Genomic DNA, 3727 nt, shown 5'->3' on the forward strand with positions numbered 1-3727 from the left:
AGTGGCCCTATGCAAACACCCTACTCTGGATCGCGGTTGCGCTGACGCTATATTCGGGCTTTGAATATGTCGCGGCATATGCTAAGGCTACGAAAAAAGGCTAAATTTTAAAATTTAGACTAGATATGGCTTTCGTAGTTGAAGAAAAAATTGGCGAAGAAAATGCAAGAAAGTATAAGCTCAATAAGGTAGAAAAAGATATTAGAAACAAAATTTCTAAAAAGCGATTGCCTTTTAGATGTTATCCTGAAATTTCTATAGAATTAAGCTGGCGCATAGATAGAGAGCTTGGTGCCTGGCTTATAAACTACGGGAGCTTTAGCGGCTTTTGGGATCATTGCAATTTAGATTTTAACGCATATAGATTGTATTATCAAGGCAAAATGTTTGATGCAGTCATTACTTACGGCGCTTGGTTCGGCGATTTTAGGATGATAAATGGACAGAAGCGACGTATCCATAAACTCTATGCGCTAGAACCGAAAAACAGCGGAAAGCTCAGTCAAAGCGATATTTTTAAAATTTTACAAGACGCCCTTAACGCCGAAAATGAAAATGTTTTGCTAATAGACGCCCTAAACTACAACATTGATTATGTAGGTGGATTTTTGATTGACGGATACCGCTTTGAGGATAACCTAGAGCAAATCATAAATCCATTTAGAAATCAACACGGTCTAGCTAGCTTAAGCCGAGATGAGATAGATGGTCTGTGGTGTATCTCAAAGGAGCTAAACGAGATTTTTCTTATAAAAGTGGGCTCGGCTAGCAGTAATGATCTTTTTACGCTTACCCATTACAATCACGGTTATTACGAATACCACGCAAATATAGTGCTAAAGCAAATTTCCAACAAAACCGTAGATGGAATAAATGAAATCAGCTATAAGATAAAGAAAATAGAAATTTTAGGCGATCGCAGCGCCGCGCCGACGCAAGGCAAAATAAAACGACTAATACGCAAAATGTTTAGATCCACTTGCGAAAGCGGCTTAGAGGGCTTTAGTCCAAATTTAATAGATGAAAAATTTAAACTAAGCTTGATCTCGCAATCATTCGAAGTTAAATCAGAATTTTTTACAAACTAAAACAATGGATTGTGAAGCTACAAAACCTCATCGCAAAGCGTTAGAACCCGCGCTTAGTGGGTTTTAGCGATAGAATTTCAGCGTAAAATTTCACCTATTTTAGTAGCGCGGAATTTTAAAATTTCACGTTCAAATTTTACCGATAAAATTCTATAGATGCTTAGTCTGTATGTGCACAGCGATGTACAAACCTATAAAATTTAAAAGATAAAATTCCGCCGTGCAAAATTTCACGGCGTAAAATTTCGTTTAAACCGCCGCGCAAAATTTCAGGGCGGCGCGGCAGTATTTTAAAACATAATGGAATTTCAAAGAGCGACAAAATTTCAGAGTATGACGACTTGTCAAAACATAATGAAATTTCAAAGCATAGCGGCAGTTCAAAACACAAAGCCTCGTGCTGCGAAATTTTATAATCCACTCCGCAAAATCTCGCGGTAAAATTTCGCTTTTAAATTTTAAATTCCTCACGCCGATCGTCCGCCTGCGCGCCTTAATTTAGCTAAATTTATAGCCCGAAACGGCGGCGGGCTAAGCTCAAAGCTAACCAAGTTTAAAAAAGAGAGCCAAGGCTTTAAACGGCGATCTAAGCTTAAAATTTGCAAAATCATAGTAAGCTTAGCCCATTTTTTACAAAGGTCTGAAATTTGAAAAGCATAATTTTAACGCTAGCGATCCTGGCGGTCGGATTTTATTTTTACTCGATAAATTTTATGGTCACGGTGCTGGCGATCAGCTTCCTCATCTTTTTCCACGAGCTGGGGCATTTTTTGGCGGCGCGGGCGCTGGGCGTGGGGGTGAACGTCTTTAGCGTGGGCTTCGGCGAGAAGGTCTTTACCAAGCGCATCGGCGCGACGCAGTACGCCATCAGCGCGATCCCTCTGGGAGGCTACGTGAGCCTTAAGGGGCAGGAGGATCTGGATCCCGCCGCGGCAAGCGCGGACCCCGATAGCTACAACTCCAAAGGCCCGATCGCGCGCATAATCATACTTTTTGCGGGGCCGTTTTTTAACCTGCTGCTTGCGTTTTTGATCTACATCGCGCTGGGCTACATCGGCGTCGAAAAGCTAGCGCCCAAGGTCGGCAAAATTTCGCCAAATTCCGCCGCGGCAAGCGCAGGGCTTATGCTAAACGATGAAATTTTATCAATCGACGGCAAGCAGATCCGCGAGTGGGACGACATCTCAAAGCAGGTAACCGCAGCACCTCTAAGCTTAGAAATCATGCGCGGCGGCGAGCGACTGAGCCTGCAGCTCACGCCAAAGCTCGGCGAGAAAAAAACCATCTGGCGCGAGAGCATCAGAGTGCCGCTCATCGGCATTTCGCCCGATTACAACGCGACCGTGACGCTATATCACAAGGGCGCAAGCTCGCTTAGTTTCGCGTGGGATCAGACGGTGGAGGCATCAAAGCTCATCTTGATAGGTCTTGAGAAGCTCGCTAGCGGCGTCGTTTCGCCCAAGGAGATGGGCGGCATCGTCGCCATTACGGACATCACCTCAAAGGCGGTCGATTACGGCGCGGCGGTCCTGCTCGCGCTCGTGGCGCTAATATCGGTAAATTTAGGGCTTATCAACCTCTTTCCGATCCCTGCGCTCGACGGCGGACACATCGCGTTTAATCTCTTTGAGCTCATCTTCCGCCGCCCCGTGCCAAAACGGGTGTTCGTTGGTGCCAGCTACGTAGGTATGGGGATTTTAGCGCTTTTGATGATATTTACGGTGCTGAATGATTTCGCTAGAATTTTGGGATTTTACAAATGAGACTGGATGAAATTTTAAAGCGCATTGAGGCTGCAAAAGCAGGCGCGGGCGAAGTGCAGCTAGTCGCGGTGAGTAAAAACGTAGGCACGGATGAGGTGCGCGAGCTGTATTCGCAAGGACAGATCGCGTTTGGCGAAAACAGAGTGCAGGAGCTGAAGCGCAAAAGCGAGGCCTTGCGCGAACTGCCGCTAAAGTGGCACTTCATCGGCACGCTGCAAAGCAACAAAATCAATCAGCTCATCGCTCTGCGCCCGACGCTGTGGCAGAGCTGCAACAGTTGCGAGCTCGCGCTTGCCGTAAATAAGCGGCTAACTTATCCGCTAGATACGCTGCTGGAGATCAACGCCGCGGGCGAGAGCTCCAAAACGGGGCTCGATAAAAACCGCGCGGTGGAGGAGTTTTTGCGCATCAAGCAGGAGTGCAAAAATCTAAATTTAATCGGCGTGATGAGCATCGGCGCGCATGTGAGCGAACCCGCGCAGATCGCGCGAAGCTTCGAGGCAAGCCGCGAGATTTTCGACGCACTCGTACCGCATGGCGCGCGGATCTGCTCGATGGGGATGAGCGATGATTTTGAGCTCGCGATCAAATGCGGCTCGAACATGATCCGCCTGGGTAGAATTTTATACGCCTAAGCCCTGAGGGACGAGCCTTAGCGCGCGAGCAAATTTTATACCGCTTTTATTAGGCGGCGCGTTTGATTTGCCGCGTGAGCTAAATCGGGCGCGTAACTTGAAATTTAGCGCAATGCTTGATTTTACGCGCCGCTTAAAATTTAGCGCGTTATTGAAATTTTACGCAGCGCAACAACACGGCATCAAATTTTAAACCTCGATAAAATTTTATTTGCAGCGATACAAATTTCAAAAACGCGAC

Annotated in this window: 4 protein-coding genes; 3 read left to right on the top strand and 1 reads right to left on the bottom strand. The window is 46.4% G+C overall.

Going from position 1 to position 3727, the window contains the following annotated elements; genetic code table 11:
* Positions 1-125: 125 nt before the first annotated feature.
* Positions 126-1088 carry a hypothetical protein gene (locus tag Q0340_RS07605; protein WP_298082815.1) on the top strand — a complete coding sequence of 321 codons (963 nt, stop codon included), beginning with the start codon at positions 126-128 and terminating at the stop codon, positions 1086-1088.
* A gap of 160 nt (positions 1089-1248) precedes the next feature.
* Here the strand turns inward: Q0340_RS07605 and Q0340_RS07610 are convergent, their stop codons facing one another.
* Positions 1249-1479 (bottom strand): hypothetical protein, encoded by a 231-nt coding sequence (locus Q0340_RS07610; protein WP_298082816.1) that lies wholly within the window; start codon positions 1477-1479, stop codon positions 1249-1251.
* A gap of 256 nt (positions 1480-1735) precedes the next feature.
* On the opposite strand from Q0340_RS07610, the gene rseP reads away from it, so the two are divergent.
* Together rseP and Q0340_RS07620 are read left to right on the top strand one after the other, a co-directional pair.
* Positions 1736-2851, top strand: a complete 1116-nt coding sequence (gene rseP, locus Q0340_RS07615) for an RIP metalloprotease RseP (RefSeq protein ID WP_298082817.1) — start codon at positions 1736-1738, stop codon at positions 2849-2851.
* Positions 2848-3486, top strand: coding sequence for a YggS family pyridoxal phosphate-dependent enzyme (locus tag Q0340_RS07620; protein ID WP_298082818.1), 639 nt, complete (start codon positions 2848-2850; stop codon positions 3484-3486). Before rseP ends, Q0340_RS07620 begins: the two co-directional genes overlap by 4 nt.
* The last annotated feature ends 241 nt before the right edge of the window (positions 3487-3727 follow it).

It is taken from the genome of uncultured Campylobacter sp. (assembly GCF_938045595.1).
In the GTDB taxonomy this organism is placed as follows: domain Bacteria; phylum Campylobacterota; class Campylobacteria; order Campylobacterales; family Campylobacteraceae; genus Campylobacter_B.